The organism is Micromonospora halotolerans (assembly GCF_032108445.1).
GTDB lineage: Bacteria > Actinomycetota > Actinomycetes > Mycobacteriales > Micromonosporaceae > Micromonospora > Micromonospora halotolerans.
In genome coordinates, this window is record NZ_CP134876.1 from 297,342 (window position 1) to 316,930 (window position 19,589).

Genomic DNA, 19,589 nt, shown 5'->3' on the forward strand with positions numbered 1-19,589 from the left:
GCCGGCCGCCGCACTCTACTCGTCCCGCCGGAGACCGGGCCGGATCAGGTGGTTTGGGACGAGAGCCAGGGAGCGGCATTACCTAAGTGCCTTGTTGTCCGTTTTACCGGCCGTGACCAGTCGCAGCGATCACCGTTACCCACCGTCCCGGTCGGAGGCCCGATGAGCGGCCGTATCTACCTGTCGCCGCCCGACGTGGGGCCTCTGGAGGAGTCCTACGTCCTCCAGGCGCTCCGCTCCGGCTGGGTCGCCCCCCTCGGTCCCGAGGTCGAGGCATTCGAGCGGGAGATCGCGGAGCGCGTCGGGACCGGGCAGGCCCTGGCCGTCAACTCCGGCACGTCCGCCCTCCACCTGGCGCTGCTGTCCCTCGGGGCAGGGCCGGGCACCGTGGTGGTCGCACCGACGATGACCTTCGTCGCGACGGCCAACGCGGCGGTCTACACAGGTGCCGAGCCCGTCTTCGTCGACTGCGACCAGGCGAACGGCAACATGGACGTCGCCGCGCTGGAGGAGATGCTGCAGCGGTTGAGCCGGGCGGGCGAGACGGTCGCGGCGGTGCTCGTCGCGGACATGTTCGGCAGTTGCGCCGAGTACGACGACCTGCTGCCGGTCTGCGCCGCCGCCGGGGTGCCGGTCGTGGAGGACGCGGCGCAGGCCCTGGGTGCGACGTACCACGGACGTCCGGCCGCCTCGTTCGGCCGGCTCGGCGCCCTCTCGTTCAACGGCAACAAGATCATCACTACCTCCGGCGGCGGCATGCTGGTCTCCGACGACGCCGCGCTGCTCGCCCGCTGCCGGCACCTGGCCACCCAGGCGCGCGAGCCCGTGCCCCACTACGAGCACGCGGACGTCGGCTACAACTACCGGCTGAGCAATCTGCTCGCCGCGCTCGGGCGGGCGCAGCTGCACCGGCTGGACGGGATGATGCGCCGCCGCCGGCTGGTCCGGGAGCGGTACGCCAAGCTCTTCTCCACCGTTCCGGGCGTACGCCTGCTGGCGGACGGCGACGAGGGCTCGAACTGCTGGCTGACCAGCATCGTGGTCGACCCGGAGCGGTCGGGGTGGCGGGCGGCGGAACTCGGCACGCACCTCGGCGCGCAGGACATCGAGACCCGGCCGGTGTGGAAGCCCATGCACCTGCAGCCGGTCTTCGCGGGTTGCCGGGCGGTGATCACCGGAGCTGCGGAGAACCTGTTCGCGCAGGGCCTCACGCTGCCCAGCGGTTCCGTCCTGGACGACCGCCGGATGGCGCGGGTCGTCGGCGCCATCGAGGAGTTCCTGGACCGCCGGCGATGACGGGCACCGCCGCCGCGGAACGTTCCCGACCTGGACGACGAGGAGGTAGGCGTGCGACCACTGCGAATCGCCGTCCTGTTGAAGACCAACCAGGGCGGGCTCTGGATCATCCCCCAGGTGGAGGAACTCCGCCGTCGCGGGCACGAGGTGGTGATGATCCTCCCGCCCGGCGCGGGCCGGCTGACGGAGGAACTGCGGCGGAGTGGCTTCGAGGTGCGCGATTCACCGTTCGACTTCCGCTTCCGGCCCGGGATCGAAACGGTGCGCGGACTGTGGCGGCTCCGGCAGCTCGCCCGTCGGCTTCGCCTCGACGTACTGAACTACCACCTGTACGCGTCCGCGCTCGCCGCGCGCTTCGCCACCGTCGGCCTGCCGTTGCGGCGGGTGCACATGGTGGCCGGACCGCTCTACCTGGAGTCCCGGCTGATCCGGGCGGCGGAACGCCTTCTGTGGCGGCTGGACAGCGTGACCATCTGCGGCACGGGCTACACCTCCCGGCTTTACGGGGCGCTCGGGTGCCCGGCGGACCGGCGACCGGTGAAGTCCTACGGGGCACGGACCGCGCACTTCGCCGCCCTGGAGGGCTCGGCCGGTCGGGAGGAGACCCGCGCCAAGGCCCGCGCGGAACTCGGCATCGAGGAGGACGTGTTCGTCGTCATCATGGTGGCGTACGTCTATCCACCTCGGAAGATGGTCTTCCAGGGACGCGGCATCAAGGGCCACGACGTGCTGCTTACGGCGTGGCAGGCGTTCCACGAGCTGCACCCGCGCTCCCGGCTGCTGCTCGTGGGCGCCGGATTCTCGCCTGCCGGTGAGGCCCACCGGCAGGAACTGGTTCGGCAGTTCCACCTCGACCGGGACGACAGCGTCTCCTGGCTGACCTCGGTCGCGGACGTCCGCGACTGCTATCGGGCAGCCGATGTCAGCGTCAGCCCATCGCTCTCTGAGGGGCACGGCGCAGCCTGCGAGGCCAGCGCGTCGGGGGTGCCGTGCATCGTCAGCGATGCCGGTGGGTTGCCCGAGACGGTGGACGAGACGACCGGCTGGGTGGTGCCGCGGGGGGACGCGACGGCGCTGGGTGCTGCGTTGCGGAGCGCGTACCGCGAGTTCGTCGACGGCGACCTCCGGACGCGCGGTGAACGGGCACAGCGGTTCGCCATCCGGCACTTCGACAACCGGACGACGGCGGTCGGGGTCGCCGACATCGTTGAGGCCGCGTGCGGGACCACCGCCGGGAGGCCCTGATGCGGGTCGTCGTGACGTCGGAGTCCCGATTCAGTCGCACGCCGGACGGGCGGGTGTGGGTGGAGGCCGGCCCGGCCAACCCGGTCTGGCGCCGCTACCTGGTGGCCTTCGACCAGGTGCGGATCGCCGCCCGGGTCCGGGACGTGCCGGAGATACCGGAAGCCGCCGCCCGGGTGGATGGAGACGGGGTCGAGGTCTGGCCAATGCCCTACTACCTCGGCTTCCGCGGGTACCTGCGACGGCGGTGGGCCGTCGCCCGGGCGGTGACCGCCGCGGCGGACCGGCGAGACGCCGTGATCCTCCGGGTGCCCTCCCCGATCGGCTCGCTGCTGGCGGCGGCACGGGACCGCGCTCGCCTGCCGTACGCCCTGGAGGTCATCGGCGACCCGTACGACGTGCTCGCTCCCGGCGTGGTCCGGCATCCGCTGCGGCCGCTGCTGCAGGTCGCGTCGACCCGGCGGCTCCGCCGGCAGTGCCGCGCCGCCGCCGCCGTGGCGTACGAGACGGAGCGGCGCCTGCAGAGCCGGTATCCGACCCTGCCGACGACGCCGACCGCGGGCATCTCCAGCGTCGACCTGCCGCCTCCGGCGTTCGTGCCGCAGGCCCGTGCGGTCCGACCGCCACTGCGGGAGGCGACCCTGGTCTCGGTCGGGTCCCTGGAACAGCTCTACAAGGGCATCGACACGCTGATCGAAGCACTCGCGCTGATGCCCGCCGCCGGGCTCCACACGCGCCTGGTGCACGTGGGCGTGGGCGCCTACCGTCACCACCTTGAACAGCTCGCCGCCCGGCTGGGTGTCGCGGACCGGGTGACGTTCATCGGGCCGCTGCCCACCGTCGAGGCGGTCCGCCACCAGCTGGACGCCGGGGACCTCTTCGTGATGCCCTCGCGCACCGAGGGCCTGCCGCGAGCGCTCATCGAGGCGATGGCTCGGGCGCTTCCGGCGGTCGGCTCCACCGTGGGCGGCATACCGGAGCTGCTCGCCGCGGAACACCTGGTTCCGCCCGACGATCCCGCCGCTCTGGCCGCCGCCGTCACGGGCGTCCTGACCGATCCCGAAGCGCTGGCCGCCGCCTCGGCCCGCAACCTTGCCCGGGCCCGCGACTTCTCCGCCGAGACCCTCGACGCACGGCGGGCCGCGTACTACCGGGCGGTCGCCGAAGCCACCGAGCGGCGGCGGATGTACGCCGGCACGCCGGTGACTCTGTCCCCCTCCCGCTGACCCGGCCACGAAAGCGATGGGGCGTCCCGCACCGGTCGGCGCGGGACACCCCTTTTCGGCGACTACCGGCCGGCGGCTGCCCAGCGCCCCGCGACCTCGCGGAGGATCTCCAGGTAGCGGCCGAGCTGGTCCTCCCGGAACAAGCCCTCCAGTGCGTTGGGCGGCACAGCCGGGAGCCGGCCGGTGCGCTCCTTCACGGCGAGCCATTCCCGCAACTGGGCGGCGATGGCGTGCGGGTCGTTGCGGGTGACTCCCGCACCACGGTCCCGCAGCAGCTTCGCCGCCACGCCGCTCTCGTATCCGAGAAGGAGGATCGGGCGGTGCGCGTACAGATAGTCGAAGATCTTGCCGGTCATCGTGCCGACGTCCCTGGGGTCGTTCCACATCAGCAGAACGAGGGCGTCCGCGTCCGCCTGGATCCGCCAGGACTTCTCCGGGGACACCTGCCCGAGCAGGGTGACGGAGTCGGCCACCCCGGCACGCTCGACCGCAGCGCGCACTATCCCGTTGTCCTCCCCGGCGAAGATCACGTGTACCCGGGCGGCGTCGGGGCCGAGCAGGGCGATTGCGTCGAGCAGCGGACCGGCATCGCGCCTGCCCGGGTAGACATAACCGGTGTGGGCCAGGGTCAGTGTGGTCGCGGGCAGGTCATGGCCGACCGGACCGGGGTCGGCAGGCCCCGCGGGCGCCGGCACCGGCCTGCGATCGATGCCGTTCATGATCACGTGCGTGTCCACACCGAACGCTCGCCGCAGGGTCTCCGCCAGCGGCTCGGAGACGGTCACGCAGGCGGCGACCGACCGGAGCACCCGCCGTTCCAGCCTCCTGTCGACCGCCAGTCGCGGCGCCGACCGTACCCAGTACTCGTTTCCCACCGACCAGAGGTCACGGTAGTCGCCGACCCAGGGCACCCGGAGCCGGCGCGCGAGCGACGCTGCCACCGCGAAGCCGGAGAAGGGCGGACCGGACACCAGGATGACGTCCGGCCGCCAGTCGCCGGCGGTGTGGCGGAAGCCTCGGACAGCTGGCCGGATCCAGTTGAGCTGAGGGTCCGGCAGGAGCAGCTCCATCCCGGCCTTCACGACCAGGCGCCTCATGCCGCCGCGGACCCTGGCGAGCCCCGGGCTTGATCGCGCCGGTCCACCAGCGGCGCCGGGCGCCGCGGGTCGGTTGAGCCGCGGAAGTTTCGGCGACGGCGCGACCCGGATCACCCGCTCCTCGGGCACCGGCGTCGGCTCACCGCCCTGGTCCGCGCCGACGGCGGTCAGCACGCGGACGTCCCACCCCTGGCGCAGCGCCAGGGCCGCGAGCGCCGCCGGTCGGCGCGCGCCGACCGTCTCGGCGGGCGGGAAATGGTAGGAGACGACCAGCAGCCGCAGCGGTGTCTCGGGATTCCGTTGACTGTCGGTCACGGTCGGCCCCCGGACCATCCGCAGCATGAGCCCTGCATTGGGCCACACTCCTTCCTAGCCTGCTACGTGCACCAACGAGTTGTACCGACCGAAGACGTGGCAAAAGGGTTAGGTACGCGCGGGGAGCTGTCGCCGGCGGCGGCGCGAGCCGCCAACGCTCTGTCAGGTCGGCGTAGGCGCCGGATCGAGGAACGGCCGCAACGCCTCCGCCGCAGCCCTCCCGTCATGCCATCGCCGCACAAACCCCGGTCCCGACGCGGCCACTGCCGCATACCCATCCGGTGACGTCAGAATGTCATCGAGTACTGCCTCGAACTCGTCCGGTGCGGCGTTGACGATCGGTGGGCGTTCCGGCATCAACCCGGCCGTCTCCTCACCGACGAACCCGACGACCAGCCGGCCCGCTGCCATCGCCTCCACGGCAGCGACCCCGTAGCTGCCGGTGAGGATCTGGTCCACCACGACGTCAGCGCCCGCCACCAGCTCCGGCATCGCCGCGTTCGGCACGACACCTGGATCGACGTACCGGATGTGACCCTTGGCGTCCAGCCGGCGCAGCACCGGTTCGATGACCTCCGTGCCCTTGATGGGCGGGACGGTTCGGCTGGGCCGGTGCACCACTATCGGCACCCTCCCGGCCAGCGGTGGCCTCGACGCCACCCACCTGTCCGGGTTGATCGTCACCGGCAGCCACCGCGCCCAGTCAGCGTCGAGCAGCAAATCTGGGGTGGACACGAATAGCGGCGTCCCCAACTCCCGGGAGATCTGCCGGTTCGCGCGGGCCCGCTCCCCCGTCACCGTCACCCAGCCAGGCGGGGCCGACGCGAAATAGGAAAACGGGTAGCGGCGCATGTGCGCCTCCGGGTCCCGAAGATCAGTGCCGTGGGATATCAACGCCACCTGCAAACCCTCGCGGCGCAGCTGATCGAAGTCAGCGTCGATGTGCGCGACCCCGGGCCTGCTGTACACCGGCAGGAATGCATCCACCGCCAAGTGCGTCACCCCGCGCAACACCCGATGCCGCATCCACGCCGCTCTCGCCGGGCCGGGCAGCATCCGCGGGTGCGGCAGCCGTCGGTCGGTAGGAAACCGGAACCCACCCCGCTGAAACGGCATTCCCATGGGCAGGGCAAACGCTATGGAGGGTAGCCCGTGCGCCCGTTCCACCGCTCGGGCCCACTGGTGGGCCTGCCCGGCGTAGTTTGCCGGGCCAACCGCGAACCGGCGAGCCGTGACTCCTCTGTCCACCCCGCGCATCCCCTCTGATCAACCCGTCACCGTGGCCGCAAGACCCGCGACAGCCGCTTCCGGCCGTCGCCCGGGCATCTGCCGCCACAGCCAGCCAACGGCCCACGCGAGCAGTCCCACCGTCACCGCCGCCACCCCGACGGCGAACACCGCAACCGGGACGTGACCCTTCGCCCCCAACAAAACCGGGTAGCTCAGCGCGGCGGCGACGAGGAACGGTCCACGGCGCCGCAGCCACGCCCGCAGCGGCACCCCCGCCAGTTGCATCGACCACCGCACGTACCACAGGCTGATCGCGGTGCCGACTATCGCGTAGCTGGCCACTCCCACGAGCGGACCGCCACCAGCAACACCCGCGGCCAGCCCACCTACCCGCAGCACGGTTTCCACCCCTGACAACACCAACAGCCGCCGTAGTTGGTGCTTCACTGTCATGAGGGTGCTCAACGGGCTCGACACGAATGATGCGGCCAGCCACGGCGCGAGGACCGCCGCGAATAGGCCCGCCGGCCGCCAACGATCTCCGAATGCCATCGCGAACAACTCCGGGCCGGCTACCGCCACGAGCCCAAAACAAGGCACGGCCAACATCACCAGCCCAGCGGACACCCGTTCGACCGCGGTCCGCAGATCACCACCGTCCCGATCGAGTTGGGCGAGTTTCGGGTACAGCACCGCGCTGACGGCCTGCCCCACCAGCGCTGTGGGCAACGTGAGGATGCGGGCGGCGAACGCGAATAGCCCTGACACGGCCACCCCGTAGCAGGCCGCCACGATCGGCGCGACGGCGGCGACGCTCGCCGTGTTCAGCACCGCTGGCACAGTGGACAGTAGGCTGAACGACCGCCATCGGCGCGCAGTCGCCCACCAGGCCTGCCAGCCGCCTCGTGGCACACGGTCGAGCAGCAGCATCGCAGACCACAGCCGCCCGGCCAGGTAGCCTCCCGCCAAGCCGAGCGCCCCCCACCCGGCCAACCCACCCGCGACCTGGCCTGCGCCCTGCACCAACGACGACGAGACGGTGGACCGGGCCACCACCGTGAACCGGTCACGGCGGGACTGCACCATCCGGCCGACCGACGCCGCACCGGTCACTGCGGTCGCTACCGGCGCCAGCCACACGGCGAGCCCGACGCCGGTCGACAAAAGCAGCGCGTACACCGCCACCGCCACCGTAGCGGCCACCGACACCATGATCACCGAGGCGACCGCGGCGGACGCAACTGCGTCGGCTTCCTGATCATCTCGCGCCAATGGGACGGCCATCTCCAACCGCAACGTCGCCGCCGTCGCGGCGATCATCGAAACGGCGAGGAGGACGGCGAATTCACCGAACTCGCGAGGGGTGTAGAACCGGGCCAGCAGTATGGAGGTGACGACGGCGACGGCCTGGGACACGGCAGTGCCGGTAGCCAGGTGCGAGACATGCCGATAGAACCCGAGGCCGCGCACTTTCATCCCCGCGTGTGCTGGGCTGTGTCAGCGTAGCGGTGCAGCAGCCACCCCAACGCGGCAATCTGCCCCAACATCAGCCACCACCACGGCCAAGTGAGCACGCTGCTGCTGGCGAGGCTCGCCGCAACGAACCCGACCACGCTGAGCAGGATTACCATGCGAAGGTCGAACGCTGCCGCCCGCACGGTCGGAGGGACCCGGGTGAACAGAGCGGCGCGGCAGGCCACCACGAGCACGGCCAGCAGCGGCAACAGCAGCGGCAATCCGAACTCGGCGGCCGTCTCCAGAAGGGTGTTGTGAGGGTCGACCAGCCCCGCCAGCTCCAGCGTGTGAGTTCGCGCGGCGATCGACTCGAAAGCGCCGGCGCCTCGCCCAACGCCGTGGGATTCAGTGAAGATCTGCCACGCAAGGCGGGTCAGGTTGAGGCGGGCGTCGTCGGAATAGACGGTACTCGGGTCGGCAGCAAACGGTGACTTGTAGTCGGTGATGAGCTGCCGGCCCGGTCCGGTGCGGGAGAACAGCCACAGGGCGGAGCCGACGGCGATGGCGCTGTGCACGGCCATGACCGCGATGGGGCGTGCCCGGATCCGAGCGGCTCGGGCCAACCACACAACGACCAATGGCACGGCGATCAGGGCGCCAAGCAGCGCGGTTCGGCTCTGGGTGGCGACGGCGAGGACGAACCACAGCAGCAGGAGCGGCACATGAGCGTGGCGAGCCAGCACGGTTCGGGAGTCGATGGCACCCCACACCAGGAACGGCAGTGTGGACAGTAGGTAGCCGGCGTAATTGTTGGGGTTGTAGAAGGCACCAGTGACGAGATAGTCGCCGGTGACGGACCAAGGGCCCTCTACGAGATGTTGACGTGTGGCGAGTTCCCATACCGCAATGGCAGCGGTCATACAGAACCCGAGGACCCATCCACGTCGCATTGCCCGCAGGTGATCGGGATGCGCGCCGCAGAGACCGATGAGGCACAGCGACCCGGCGAGGGCAAGGGTCATGAACCAGACCTTCTGGTTGGCTGCTGCCCGATCGGGTGCCCATGTGGTGGTGAGTGGCGCCCATACGACCCAGACAGCGGTGAGGATGACCACCGCAGTGCGGGTCCCGGCCGGGTGTTGCGCTGTTCGAGTGATGGCCGCCAGCGCGGGGAGGATCGCCATGGCAACGAGCAACCAGTAGAAGTTGGGGAATAGGGATGGTCGGAGAGTGGGAGTGGCGAACATGCCGAGGGATCCGAGGGCGGGAAGTGCGCCGAGGGCCAGGCGACGTACATCGGCGGCGAGGGCGCTGGCGGTGAGTTCAGGGGCGGACTGCGGCAGGGGGACGCTGAGGGTGGCGTGATGCCGTCCGATCACCCTCGTTGAGGTGTCGATCATGGCCGTCTTGGGCCATCCTTCCGTGTGGGACCGCCAGGAGTGCCGTCCGTGAGGCGGGGTGTGATCCGGGCCGGTTCAGACCGCCCGGTCCGTGCGGTAACGGGCGAGGTTGCCGGGATCGAGGAACCACTCCACGGTCGCCTTCAGCCCGTCGTCGATGCCGGTGGCCGGCTGCCAGCCGGTGTGCGCCCGGAGCAGGCAGGCGTCGCCGACCAGGCGTTCCACCTCGGATTCCGCCGGACGCAGCCGAGAGTCCGTGACGACCACCTCCGGCTGGGCGCCGAACATGGCGGCGATCCGACGCACCAGCTCACCGATGGCGGTCTCCCGCCCCGTCGCCGCCTGGAACACCCGGCCCACGACCTCGTCGTGCGACGCGGTACCGACCGCCTGGAAGGCCGCCACGGTGTCCGTCACGTAGAGCAGATCGCGGGTGGTCCGCAAGGCGCCCAGCTCGACCATCCCGCTTCCCTTGGCGAGCTGGCTGATGATTGTCGGGATGACGGCACGGGTGGACTGCCGTGGTCCGTACGTGTTGAACGGCCGGAGCGTGACCACCGGCAGGCCGAAGCTGAGGTGGTAGCTCTCAGCGAGCTTGTCCGCCCCGATCTTCGAGGCCGCGTACGGGGACTGGCCCCGCAGCCGGTGGGCTTCCGTCATCGGCACCGTGGTCGCTGTTCCGTACACCTCGCTGGTGGAGGTCACCACCACTCGGCCCACGCCCGCCACCCTGGCGCTCTCCAGCACGTTGAGCGTGCCGGTGATGTTCGTGTCGATATAGGACTGGGGCGCCAGGTACGAGTACGGGATCCCGCCCAGGGCGGCGAGGTGGTAGACGACGGACGCGCCGTCGACCAGCCGTTGAACCATCCCCCGGTCCCGGATGTCCCCGGCGACCACCTCGACGCCCGCGAGCTGGTCCGGGCCGAACGTGTCCAGCCAGCCGTGCGAGCCGGCGCCGTTGTAGTGCACGAAGGCGCGCACCCGGTGGCCGGCGCCGACGAGAGCCTCGACCAGGTGGGACCCGATGAAGCCGCCGGCTCCGGTCACCACCACCGGCCCTTCGGGCGTGTGTGCCGTCATGTTCTCTGCTCCTCCACTGTGCCGGTCCAGCCGTGCCCGGTCCCGCGCCGGGACCGCCCGACATGGATCAATAGGACGCCGCCGGATCCGGAGCCGCCGCGTGCCAGATCCCCCGGACCGAGTCGTTCAGGTCGTGCCGGGGCGACCACCCCAGCACCGAGGTCACCCGCGTGAGGTCGGCCCGCATCCAGCCCACCTGGGCGGATCGCGGGGACGGCGAGCAGTCCTCGCGGATCCGGACCGTCGCGCACGCCTCCTCGACCAGGAGGCGGACCGCGGCTCGCACCGGCAGTGCGCGCCCGCTTCCGACGTTCAGGACGCGGGCCGCGGGAGCCCGTACCGTCAGGGCGTGCCGGACGGCCCTCGCCACGTCCCGCACGTCAACGAAGTCACGGTGGGCGTCCAGCGGACCCGTGCGCAGGTCTTCACCGGGGGCGAGCCGCGCGAGCCGCGCCGCCACCCGGCCAAGCAGGGTTGTCCGAGGCATGCCGGGGCCGATGGGATTGAACACACGCAGCACGACGGCGTCCACGAGTCCGGCCCGGGCCGCCAGGGCGGTGAGCCGGGTTGCGGCCGCCTGGCTCACGCCGTACTCGCTGACCGGCGCCGGCACCGTGTCCTCGCTGACCGAGGCGCCGAACGGCACAGGGCCGTACTCGGCGGCCGAGCCGAGGCGGACCAGCCGCGCTCCGGGCGCGGCGACGGCGACGGCGTCCAGCAGCTTCGCGGCGGCCAGCGTGTTCGACAGCACCAGCTCCTCGGCAGTGCCGGTCACCGCTCCCGCGCAGCACACGACCGCGTCGGGCCGTACGGCACCGATCAGTTCCCGGAGCGTCTCCCGCGTTGATCCGGCGAGGTCGCACTCGGCCCGCGAGAGGCACACGAGGTCCATGTCGGCTTCCAGCTCCCGGCGGACGTGGCCGCCGATGAAGCCGGAGGCGCCGACCAGCAGCACACGGGTCATACCGGCACCGGCGTGCCGGCCGGCAGGAGCATGTCCCGGACCTCGGCGAAGCATCTGTTCGCCTCGTCGTAGTCCTCGGGACGGCCGATGTCGAGCCAGTAGCCGTCGAACTCGTAGCCGGTCGGCGGCTCACCCCTGCCCAGGAGGTCCAGGACGAGTTGGTCGAACCCGAACGGTTGGCCCACCGGGTAGTGGGCGATGGTGCTCCGGGAGAGCCCGTAGACACCCATGCTGACCCGGTAGTGGAGGACGGGCTTCTCGGAGAACGAGGTCACCTTGTCCCCCGCCAGCTCCAGGACACCGAAGTCGATTTTCACGCTCCGCCGGTAGGTGGCGACCGTCAGCGGCGCGCCGGAGCCCGCGTGTCTGGCCAGCACGTCCGCGTAGTCGAGGTCGGTGAGGACGTCACCGTTCATCACGAGGAAGTGTTCCGGCAACCGTTCCCGGATGCCGAAGAGCGGACCGATGGTGGACAACGGCTGCTGTTCCTCGACGTAGTCGACGGCGAGGCCGAACCGGGAGCCGTCCCCGACGAAGGCCCGGATCAACGAACCCAGGTGGTTGATGGCCAGCGTTACGTGCGTGAACCCGCGGGCGGCGAGCTGGCGCAGAACGATCTCGAGGATGGCGTAGCTCTCCCCGATGGGCACCAGCGGCTTCGGCAGGGTCGAGGTGTACGGACGCAGCCGCACCCCGGCACCGCCCGCCATGATCACGACGTGCATCGGCTCTCCCGTTCGTCCCCCGCCATATCGCGCTGACCAACGAACGGAACCTTCTCGAGGGTACGGAGTTGACATGTCGGGCGGGCATGGCCGTGACCTGAATAAACATCGCAAACACGCCCGAACAACCCGTTCAAGGCGAAACCCTGACAAAAGTCCGCTCCTACCGGTAAGCAGGGAAGGGCAAGAGGCCGCCCTGGTGGGCGGCCCAAATGCGGGTGATCCAACAGGGGAGAACAGATGCCGCGGGAAACAACCACCGCCGAAAGCGCAGGCCGGGCCGGTAGACGGCGGAGGGCCGCCCAGCTGCTGGGCGCCGACACGGCGGCATGGCTCGGCGGGAGCGTGGCGGCCGTTTGGGCCCGGTACGAGTTCGATCTGACCCCGGACCAACTGGCCAAGGCGGTCGGGGTCGGCGTCGTCGCCGCCGCGCTGCACCTGGGTGGCATGGCCGTACGCCGCCGGTACGCGGGGCGCCACCCCCTCGGCAGCCTCGGTGAGATCCGCGGCCTCGCCGCGACCACCGCCGTCACCCTGGCCCTGCTGCTGCTCGCGCTCGCGCCGCTCCCCCAGCGCCCGGTTCCGGCCAGCACGCCGGTCGTCGGGGCGGCTCTGGCGCTGCTGCTGATGTTCGGCACCCGCTCCGTCTACCGCCACCAGCGGGACCGCGCCCTGCGCCCCCGGGCCGCCGACGCTCAGAAAGTGCTGCTCTTCGGCGCCGGTTCCGCGGGCGAGGGCCTGCTGCGCTCGATGGTGAGCGACCCGGCCAGCGCCTACCTCCCGGTCGGCCTGCTCGACGACGACCCGGGCAAGCGGGACCTGCGGATCTACGGGGTACGGGTGCTCGGCGGCCGGCACGACGTGGCGGACGCGGTGCGCCGGACCGGCGCGAGCACCCTCATCCTCTCGGTCGCCAACGCCGACGCGGACCTGGTCCGGCAGATCCGGGAGGCCACTCTGGCCACCGGCGCGGCGTTCAAGGTGGTCCCCCCGATGCGGGAACTGGTCAACCACCGGATCACCGTGAACGACGTGCGGGACCTGCAGATCAGCGACCTGCTCGGCCGGCGGCAGGTGGTCAGCGACCTGACGCTGGACCACGACGGGCTGCGGGGACGCCGGATCCTGGTCACCGGCGCGGGCGGATCGATCGGTTCGGAGCTCTGCCGGCAGATCATGCGGGCCGACCCGGGCGAGCTCATGATGCTGGACCGGGACGAGTCGGCGCTGCACGCCCTGCAGATGTCGCTCGCCGGCCGCGCCCTGCTCGACAGTCCCGACCTGATCCTCGCCGACCTGCGCGACGACGAGGCGATCCGGCGGATCTTCCAGGAGCGGCGGCCGGAGATCGTCTTCCACGCGGCGGCGCTCAAGCACCTCACGCTCCTTCAGCGGCACCCGGGCGAGGCGGTCAAGACGAACGTGTGGGGCACCCTGAACGTGCTCGACGCCTGCCGGGACGTGGCCCGGTTCGTGAACATCTCCACCGACAAGGCGGCCGATCCGATCAGCGTGCTCGGCTACTCGAAGCGGATCACCGAGCGGTTGACGGCGCACGCCGGCGCGAACCACCCCGGCACGTTCCTGAGCGTGCGCTTCGGCAATGTGCTGAGCAGCCGCGGATCGGTGGTGACGGCCTTCCAGCGGCAGATCGAGGCCGGACTGCCGGTGACCGTCACCCATCCCGACGTGACCCGCTACCTGATGACCGTCCAGGAGGCGGTGCAGCTGGTCCTGCAGGCCGCCGCCATCGGCCGCGACGGTGAGGCGCTCGTGCTGGACATGGGCGAGCCGGTCCGCATCCAGGACCTGGCCCGGGAGATGATCGACCGGGCCCAGAATCCCACCCCGATCGTCTTCACCGGACTCCGGCCGGGCGAGAAGCTGCACGAGGACCTGCTCGGCACCGGTGAGGTCGACGTCCGGCCGCTGCACCCGCTGATCTCCCACGTGCCGGTGCCGGTGCTGGACCCGATCGAGGTGGTTGGACTGGATCCGTTCGACGACCCGCAGAAGGTCATCGCGCACCTCGTCCAGCTGTGTGACCGGGCGGTCGACCCGGCGGACGACCGGCCGCTCGACGTCGAGCTGTCCCACTGACCGCGGTCCGCACGGCCCGCCCCGACACCGGGGCGGGCCGTCTCGCGTCCGCGACGCCTCGCCGCCCTCGGGGCCGGGGCATCCTGGCTCTCGGCGTCTTCCTGGACGGCGCCCGGGCGGGTGATCGGAACGGGTCGGTGGTCTCGGCGACCTCGCTCGAGACCACCGACCTGGGCGGCTGGACGGCGGCCGCGCCCCTGAGCGCGGGGCGGGCACGCCGACGGTGATCCCCCTGCCGGCGTGCCTGCCCGTACGCCCCGCCGACCGAGCCGGGATGTGGTGAGCTGTACGGGTGGCGGGGCTGGGTCTGGTGTTGCACCCCACCCGGGACGTCTCCGAGGTGGTCGGGATCATCGAGCGGTGGGCGTCGCGCCACCGCAAGACGCTGCTGGTCCGGGCCGAGGACGAGCACCGGGTGCCGTCCTGCGTCGAGCCGGTTCCCGCCGACGAGCTGGCCGTCCGCGCGGACGCGCTGATCAGCATCGGCGGCGACGGGACCATGTTGGGCGCGCTGCGCATGGCGGTGCGCGACCCGAAGCCGGTGCTGGGCGTGCACCTGGGCCGGCTCGGTTTCCTCGTGGAGGTGGAGCCGCCGGACCTGCCGAACGCGCTGAGCCGGCTGCTGGCGAAGGACTTCACCGTCGAGTCGCACGCCTGCCTCGCCTGCGACGTGTGCGGCGATGACGTGGTGGCCTTCAACGACATCGCTCTGGTCCGCCAGCCCGGCTCCGGGTTCGTCACGGCCACCCTCGCGGTGGACGGCCAGCGGTACGGCTACTACCGCTGCGACGCGCTGGTGGTCAGCACGCCGACCGGTTCGACCGCCTACAGCTACGCGGCGGGCGGGCCGCTGATCTCGCCGGCGGCGGACGCCGTGGTGGTGACCCCGTCGGCGCCGATGGCGGGCATCTCCCGGGCGGTGGTGCTCGCCCCGGAGGAGGGCATCCGGCTGGACCTTCAGCCGCACTCGGCGGCGGTCGCCGTCGAGATGGACGGGCTGGTGATCAAGGAGGCGGCGACCGAGGGGGCGGTGGAGATCCGCTACCGCCGGGACGCCGGCCTGGTGGTCCGCCTCGACCCGAAGCGCTACCAGGAGCGCAACCAGTTGAAGCTGAGCCTGCTCGACCTACCGTTCCTGCCCGACCAGCTCCGCGAGCTGCTCCCTGAGGAGCTGCGGCGCGAGCGCGACCAGCGGGAGCTGGAACCGCCCTGCTGACCGGCCCGGTCAGGCCTGTTGGAGCACCTCGGAGACCAGCGCCCGCGCCTCCTCCTGGATCCGGGTGAGGTGGTCCGGGCCCTGGAACGACTCGGCGTAGATCTTGTAGACGTCCTCGGTGCCGGACGGCCGGGCGGCGAACCAGCCCGAGGCGGTGGTCACCTTGAGCCCGCCGATCGGCGCCCCGTTGCCCGGCGCGGTGGTCAGGGTGGCGGTGATCGGCTCCCCGGCCAGCTCGGTCGCGGTCACCTGCTCGGGCGACAGCTTGGCCAGCACCGCCTTCTCCTCGCGGGTGGCCGGGGCGTCGATCCGGGCGTACGCGGGCGCGCCGAAGCGCTCGGCCAGGTCGGCCCAGTGCTCGCTCGGCGTCTTCCCGGTGGTGGCGACGATCTCCGAGGCGAGCAGGCAGAGCAGGATGCCGTCCTTGTCGGTGGTCCAGACGCCGCCGTCGCGGCGCAGGAAGGAGGCGCCGGCGCTCTCCTCGCCGCCGAAGCCGACCGCCCCGTCGAGCAGGCCGGGCACGAACCACTTGAAGCCGACCGGCACCTCCAGCAGGGGGCGGCCCAGGTCGGCGGCGACCCGGTCGATCATCGAGGAGGAGACCAGGGTCTTGCCGACGGCCGCCGCCGGCCCCCACTGCTCCCGGGTGCGGAACAGGTGGCCGATGGCCACGGCCAGGTAGTGGTTGGGGTTCATGAGGCCGCCGTCGGGCGTGACGATGCCGTGCCGGTCGGCGTCGGCGTCGTTGCCCGTGGAGATCTGGAACCGGTCGCGGGCCGCGATGAGCGAGGCCATGGCGTTCGGCGAGGAGCAGTCCATCCGGATCTTGCCGTCGCCGTCGAGGGTCATGAACCGCCAGGTCGGGTCGACGGTCGGGTTGATCACCGTGAGGTCGAGGCGGTGCCGTTCGGCGATCTCCCCCCAGTACGCCACGCTCGCCCCGCCCATCGGGTCGGCGCCGATGCGCACCCCGGCGTCCCGGATCGCGGCGATGTCCAGCGCGGCGGGCAGGTCGTCGACGTAGCGGGCGAGGAAGTCGTACTCCCCGGTGGTGTCGGCGGCGCGTGCCCGCGCGTACGGGATGCGCTTCACCTCCTTGAGCCCGGCGGCGAGGATGCTGTTCGCGCGGTCCTGGATCCACTTGGTGACGTCGCTGTCGGCGGGCCCGCCGTGGGTGGGGTTGTACTTGAAGCCGCCGTCGTCCGGCGGGTTGTGCGACGGCGTGATCACGATGCCGTCGGCGAGCCCGGCGGTGCGGCCCCGGTTGTGGGTGAGGACGGCGTGCGACAGCGCCGGCGTGGGGGTGTAGCCGTCGCGGCTGTCCACCAGCACGGTGACGTCGTTGGCGGCGAGCACCTCCAGCGCGCTGGCCTCGGCCGGGGCGGACAGCGCGTGGGTGTCCCGGGCCAGGAACAGCGGGCCGTCGAGGCCCTGCTCCCGCCGGTAGTCGCAGAGCGCCTGGGTGACGGCGAGGATGTGGTCCTCGTTGAAGGCGTTGCGCAGGCTCGACCCGCGGTGCCCGGACGTGCCGAAGGAGACCTGCTGCGCCGGGTCGCTCGGATCGGGGTGCCCGGCGTAGTAGGCGGTGACCAGGCGGGGCACGTCGACGAGGTCGGCGGGCTCGGCGGGCTGGCCGGCACGGGGGTGGGCCACGGTGGGAACCTCCTGGGACGGTGCGGGTGGATCAGGCTTCGACGCGCTGGCCCTTGCCGATGACGACGATGCCGTTGTCGGAGACGGTGTACCGCTGGCGGTCCTTCTCCAGGTCGACGCCGATCTCGGCGCCCTCCGGAACGTAGACGTTCTTGTCCAGGATCGCCCGGCGGACCACCGCGTGCCGGCCGATCTCGACACCCTCCATGAGCACCGCGCCGTCGACGTGCGCCCAGGAGTGCACCTTCACCTTCGGCGAGACGATCGAGTTCTCCACCAGCGAGCCCGAGACCACCGCGCCCGGCGAGACCATCGAGCCGACCGCGCGGCCGACCCGCTCGCCCCACTGGTGGACGAACTTCGCCGGGGGGTACGGCGGCTGCATGCTGTAGATCGGCCAGTCGAAGTTGTAGAGGTTGAACACCGGGTGGACGTTGATGAGGTCCATGTGGGCGTCGTAGAAGGAGTCGAGCGTCCCGACGTCCCGCCAGTAGCCGCGGTCCCGGTCGGTGCTGCCCGGCACCTCGTTGTCCTTGAAGTCGTAGACGTTGGCCTCGCCCCGCTCGACCAGCATGGGGATGATGCTGCCGCCCATGTCGTGCTTGCTGGTCTTGTCCTCGGCGTCGCGCTCGACCGCCTCGCAGAGCGCCTTGGTGCTGAAGACGTAGTTGCCCATGGAGGCGTAGATCTGGTCGGGCGCGTCGGGCAGCCCCACCGCGTCGGTGGGCTTCTCGCGGAACGCGCGGATCCGCCGGCCGTCCTCGCCGACCTCGATGACGCCGAACTGGTCGGCCATCGACAGCGGCTGCCGGATGCCGGCCACGGTGACCGCCGCGCCGGAGGCGATGTGGTCCTCGACCATCTGCCGCGGGTCCATCCGGTAGATGTGGTCCGCGCCGAAGACGATCACGTGGTCGGGCTGCTCGTCGTTGATGAGGTTGAAGCTCTGGTAGATCGCGTCGGCCGAACCGGCGAACCACCACGGGCCGCGGCGCTGCTGCGCCGGCACGGGGGTGACGTAGTTGCCGAGCATCGTCGACATCCGCCAGGTCTGGGTGATGTGGCGGTCCAGCGAGTGGGACTTGTACTGGGTCAGCACGACGATCTTGAGATAGCCGGCGTTGGCCAGGTTGGAGAGGACGAAGTCGACCATGCGGTACATCCCGCCGAAGGGGACGGCGGGCTTCGCCCGGTCGGTGGTGAGGGGCATCAGGCGCTTGCCCTCCCCGCCGGCAAGGACGATCGCGAGCACCTTGGCAGCCATGCCCAGACGCTATCCATACCGCACCGACTTCACCACTCGTACGGGCACGTTTCCGCACCCGGTGCCGGGCGGGAAAGCGCGCTAGGGTGCCGGTCATGAGCGATTCCGCACGGCTGCGCGTCGACCTGCTCACCCGGGAGTACCCGCCGGAGGTCTACGGCGGCGCCGGGGTGCACGTCGAGTACCTCGCGCGCGAGCTGCGCCGCCTCGCCGACGTGCGGGTGCACTGCTTCGGCGCGCCCCGCGACGAGCCGGGCGTCACCGCGTACGCCGAGCCCGCGGCGCTGGCCGGCGCGAACGCCGCGCTGCGCACCATGGGCGTCGACCTGGAGATGGCCGCCGGCACCGCGGGCGCCGACGTGGTGCACAGCCACACCTGGTACGCGAACCTGGCCGGGCACACCGCCAAGCTGCTGCACGGGGTGCCGCACGTGGTGACCGCGCACAGCCTGGAGCCGCTGCGCCCGTGGAAGGCCGAGCAGCTCGGCGGCGGGTACGCGCTCTCGTCGTGGTGCGAGCGGGTCGCGTTCGAGGCGGCCGACGCGATCGTCGCGGTGAGCGACGGCATGCGGCGGGACGTGCTGACCGCGTACCCGGAGGTCAACCCCGACAAGGTGCGCGTCGTCCACAACGGCATCGACACGGCGCAGTACACCCCGGACCCGGGCACCGACGTGGTGGAGCGGCTGGGCATCGACCCGACCCGGCCCAGCGTGGTCTACGTGGGCCGGATCACCCGGCAGAAGGGCCTGCCGTACCTGCTGCGGGCGGCCCGGGAACTGCCCGCCGACACCCAGCTCGTGCTGCTGGCCGGCGCCCCCGACACACCGGAGATCGCCGCCGAGGTGGAGGGGCTGGTCGCCGAGCTGCGGGCCGGCCGCTCGGGTGTGGTCTGGATCGCCGAGATGCTGCCCAAGCACGAGGTGATCCAGGTGCTCACCCACGCCACGATCTTCGTCTGCCCGTCCGTCTACGAGCCGATGGGCATCGTCAACCTGGAGGCCATGGCCTGCGAGACGGCCGTGGTGGCCACCGCCACCGGCGGCATCCCCGAGGTGGTCGCCGACGGCGAGACCGGGCTGCTCGTCCCGATCGAGCAGGCCGGCGACGGCAGCGGCCGGCCGCTGGACCCGGAGCGGTTCGTGGCCGACCTGGCGGCGACCATCAACGACCTGCTGGCCGACCCGAAGCGGGGCGAGGAATTCGGTCTGGCCGGCCGCCGCCGGGCCGTCGACCACTTCTCCTGGGACACCATCGCCCAGCGGACGCTGGAGGTGTACCGGTCGGTGGGCGCCGCCGGCTGACTTGAGCGCGAAGCGATCT

Annotated in this window: 15 protein-coding genes; 6 read left to right on the forward strand and 9 right to left on the reverse strand. The window is 71.5% G+C overall.

The features are described 5' to 3' along the window. The first annotated feature begins 162 nt into the window (after nt 1–162). Genes RMN56_RS01445 through RMN56_RS01455 form a run of 3 tightly spaced genes read left to right on the forward strand, consistent with a single transcriptional unit; the run spans nt 163 to nt 3,764 of the window. Complete coding sequence (locus RMN56_RS01445; RefSeq protein WP_313722007.1) at nt 163–1,296, forward strand: DegT/DnrJ/EryC1/StrS family aminotransferase; 1,134 nt, start codon at nt 163–165, stop codon at nt 1,294–1,296. 51 nt (nt 1,297–1,347) lie between these two features. Continuing rightward, the gene (locus RMN56_RS01450) at nt 1,348–2,541 is read left to right on the forward strand and encodes a glycosyltransferase family 4 protein (protein ID WP_313722008.1); all 1,194 of its coding nucleotides are present in this window, start codon (nt 1,348–1,350) and stop codon (nt 2,539–2,541) included. Continuing rightward, on the forward strand, nt 2,541–3,764 hold the full coding sequence (locus RMN56_RS01455; protein ID WP_313722009.1) for a glycosyltransferase: 1,224 nt from the start codon (nt 2,541–2,543) through the stop codon (nt 3,762–3,764). The genes RMN56_RS01450 and RMN56_RS01455 overlap by 1 nt, the downstream gene beginning before the upstream one ends. Before the next feature lie 62 nt (nt 3,765–3,826). Here the strand turns inward: RMN56_RS01455 and RMN56_RS01460 are convergent, their stop codons facing one another. The 7 genes from RMN56_RS01460 to RMN56_RS01490 form a co-directional block, all read right to left on the reverse strand. Further along, nucleotides 3,827–5,176, reverse strand: a complete 1,350-nt coding sequence (locus RMN56_RS01460; protein ID WP_313722011.1) for a glycosyltransferase — start codon at nt 5,174–5,176, stop codon at nt 3,827–3,829. Nucleotides 5,177–5,338: 162 nt separating this feature from the next. After that, on the reverse strand, nt 5,339–6,163 hold the full coding sequence (locus tag RMN56_RS01465) for a glycosyltransferase family protein (RefSeq protein WP_313722012.1): 825 nt from the start codon (nt 6,161–6,163) through the stop codon (nt 5,339–5,341). Nucleotides 6,164–6,442: 279 nt separating this feature from the next. After that, nucleotides 6,443–7,822 carry an oligosaccharide flippase family protein gene (locus tag RMN56_RS01470; RefSeq protein WP_313722013.1) on the reverse strand — a complete coding sequence of 460 codons (1,380 nt, stop codon included), beginning with the start codon at nt 7,820–7,822 and terminating at the stop codon, nt 6,443–6,445. 56 nt (nt 7,823–7,878) lie between these two features. After that, a complete protein-coding gene (locus RMN56_RS01475; protein ID WP_313722014.1) occupies nt 7,879–9,261 on the reverse strand; it encodes an O-antigen ligase family protein in 1,383 nt (460 codons plus the stop codon). A gap of 75 nt (nt 9,262–9,336) precedes the next feature. Further along, nucleotides 9,337–10,344, reverse strand: a complete 1,008-nt coding sequence (locus tag RMN56_RS01480; RefSeq protein WP_313722015.1) for an SDR family NAD(P)-dependent oxidoreductase — start codon at nt 10,342–10,344, stop codon at nt 9,337–9,339. A 67-nt stretch (nt 10,345–10,411) separates the two neighbouring features. Then, entirely contained in the window at nt 10,412–11,308 is an 897-nt protein-coding gene (locus RMN56_RS01485) for an NAD-dependent epimerase/dehydratase family protein (protein WP_313722016.1), read from the reverse strand. Further along, nucleotides 11,305–12,033: a sugar phosphate nucleotidyltransferase gene (locus tag RMN56_RS01490; protein ID WP_313722018.1), complete on the reverse strand. Its 729-nt coding sequence runs from the start codon at nt 12,031–12,033 to the stop codon at nt 11,305–11,307. Before RMN56_RS01490 ends, RMN56_RS01485 begins: the two co-directional genes overlap by 4 nt. 240 nt (nt 12,034–12,273) lie before the next feature. On the opposite strand from RMN56_RS01490, the gene RMN56_RS01495 reads away from it, so the two are divergent. After that, complete coding sequence (locus RMN56_RS01495; RefSeq protein ID WP_376787261.1) at nt 12,274–14,133, forward strand: polysaccharide biosynthesis protein; 1,860 nt, start codon at nt 12,274–12,276, stop codon at nt 14,131–14,133. A gap of 292 nt (nt 14,134–14,425) precedes the next feature. Further along, the gene (locus RMN56_RS01500) at nt 14,426–15,349 is read left to right on the forward strand and encodes an NAD(+)/NADH kinase (RefSeq protein WP_313722020.1); all 924 of its coding nucleotides are present in this window, start codon (nt 14,426–14,428) and stop codon (nt 15,347–15,349) included. Between the two features lie 9 nt (nt 15,350–15,358). On the opposite strand, the gene pgm is transcribed toward RMN56_RS01500, so the two are convergent. Together pgm and glgC are read right to left on the reverse strand one after the other, a co-directional pair. Then, on the reverse strand, nt 15,359–17,002 hold the full coding sequence (pgm, locus tag RMN56_RS01505; RefSeq protein ID WP_313722021.1) for a phosphoglucomutase (alpha-D-glucose-1,6-bisphosphate-dependent): 1,644 nt from the start codon (nt 17,000–17,002) through the stop codon (nt 15,359–15,361). A 31-nt stretch (nt 17,003–17,033) separates the two neighbouring features. After that, on the reverse strand, nt 17,034–18,266 hold the full coding sequence (gene glgC, locus RMN56_RS01510) for a glucose-1-phosphate adenylyltransferase (RefSeq protein ID WP_313722022.1): 1,233 nt from the start codon (nt 18,264–18,266) through the stop codon (nt 17,034–17,036). A gap of 95 nt (nt 18,267–18,361) precedes the next feature. Between glgC and glgA the strand changes: the two genes are divergently transcribed. After that, nucleotides 18,362–19,570, forward strand: a complete 1,209-nt coding sequence (gene glgA / locus RMN56_RS01515; RefSeq protein WP_313722024.1) for a glycogen synthase — start codon at nt 18,362–18,364, stop codon at nt 19,568–19,570. Nucleotides 19,571–19,589 lie beyond the last annotated feature (19 nt).

Excerpts from the sequence above, each read along its gene's own strand:
- RMN56_RS01455 (WP_313722009.1), top strand. The coding sequence starts at position 2,541 with ATGCGGGTCGTCGTGACGTCGGAGTCCCGATTCAGTCGCACGCCGGAC.
- RMN56_RS01480 (WP_313722015.1), bottom strand. The coding sequence starts at position 10,344 with ATGACGGCACACACGCCCGAAGGGCCGGTGGTGGTGACCGGAGCCGGC.
- RMN56_RS01485 (WP_313722016.1), bottom strand. The coding sequence starts at position 11,308 with ATGACCCGTGTGCTGCTGGTCGGCGCCTCCGGCTTCATCGGCGGCCAC.
- glgC (WP_313722022.1), bottom strand. The coding sequence starts at position 18,266 with ATGGCTGCCAAGGTGCTCGCGATCGTCCTTGCCGGCGGGGAGGGCAAG.
- RMN56_RS01490 (WP_313722018.1), bottom strand. The coding sequence starts at position 12,033 with ATGCACGTCGTGATCATGGCGGGCGGTGCCGGGGTGCGGCTGCGTCCG.
- glgA (WP_313722024.1), top strand. The coding sequence starts at position 18,362 with ATGAGCGATTCCGCACGGCTGCGCGTCGACCTGCTCACCCGGGAGTAC.
- RMN56_RS01445 (WP_313722007.1), top strand. The coding sequence starts at position 163 with ATGAGCGGCCGTATCTACCTGTCGCCGCCCGACGTGGGGCCTCTGGAG.
- RMN56_RS01495 (WP_376787261.1), top strand. The coding sequence starts at position 12,274 with ATGCCGCGGGAAACAACCACCGCCGAAAGCGCAGGCCGGGCCGGTAGA.
- RMN56_RS01475 (WP_313722014.1), bottom strand. The coding sequence starts at position 9,261 with ATGATCGACACCTCAACGAGGGTGATCGGACGGCATCACGCCACCCTC.